Origin of the sequence: Paraburkholderia sp. J12 (assembly GCF_905220215.1) — a bacterium.
Lineage (GTDB): Bacteria > Pseudomonadota > Gammaproteobacteria > Burkholderiales > Burkholderiaceae > Paraburkholderia.
In genome coordinates this window covers 1-853 of sequence record NZ_CAJMZC010000045.1, presented here as the reverse complement: position 1 = coordinate 853, position 853 = coordinate 1, and the positions used below count along the sequence as shown (strand labels likewise).

Annotated in this window: 1 protein-coding gene; it reads left to right on the top strand. The window is 66.1% G+C overall.

Going from position 1 to position 853, the window contains the following annotated elements; all coding sequences use genetic code 11:
- The coding region (locus tag U5760_RS31525; RefSeq protein ID WP_322016216.1) for an aromatic amino acid lyase at window positions 1-766 on the top strand (766 nt) is incomplete at its 5' end.
- Window positions 767-853 lie beyond the last annotated feature (87 nt).

The following is an 853-nucleotide window of genomic DNA, read 5'->3' as shown; positions in this document are numbered from 1 at the left end:
GGCCTATCGCGCGCTGCTCGACGGCTCGGCGATCAATCTTTCGCACCACGACTGCGACAAGGTGCAGGACCCGTACTCGCTGCGCTGCCAGCCGCAGGTGATGGGCGCGTGTCTCGACCAGATGCGCCATGCGGCGCAAGTCCTGCTCATCGAGGCGAACGCCGTCTCCGACAATCCGCTGATTTTCCCGGACACCGGCGAAGTGCTCTCGGGCGGCAACTTCCACGCGGAGCCGGTGGCGTTCGCCGCGGATAATCTCGCGCTCGCGGCCGCCGAAATCGGCGCGCTCGCCGAACGCCGCATCGCACTCCTGATCGATGCCACGCTCTCGGGCCTGCCACCGTTCCTCGTGAAAGATGGCGGCGTGAACTCGGGCTTCATGATCGCGCACGTGACGGCCGCGGCACTGGCTTCGGAAAACAAGACGCTCGCGCATCCGGCCTCGGTCGATTCGCTGCCCACCTCGGCCAACCAGGAGGATCACGTTTCGATGGCGACGTTCGCGGCGCGCAAGCTCGCCGATATCGCCGACAACACGGCCAACATCCTCTCGATCGAACTGCTCGCAGCAGCCCAGGGTGTGGACCTGCGCGCGCCGCACCCCACGAGCCCGTCGCTCGCGCGCGTGATGAAAACGGTGCGCAGCGAAGTGCCGCACTACGATCTGGACCGCTACTTCGCGCCGGACATCGCCGCGGTGACGCGACTCGTGCAAAACGGCGCCATTGCAGCGCACAGCCCGCTGACGTTCGCGTCCGAGCAATAAATCGAACCCAATAATCATTCCGAGGGCCGTATGAACCACCCCAACTTCACCGATCCCCGCCTGGACCCGACCCGCACGATCCGCGCG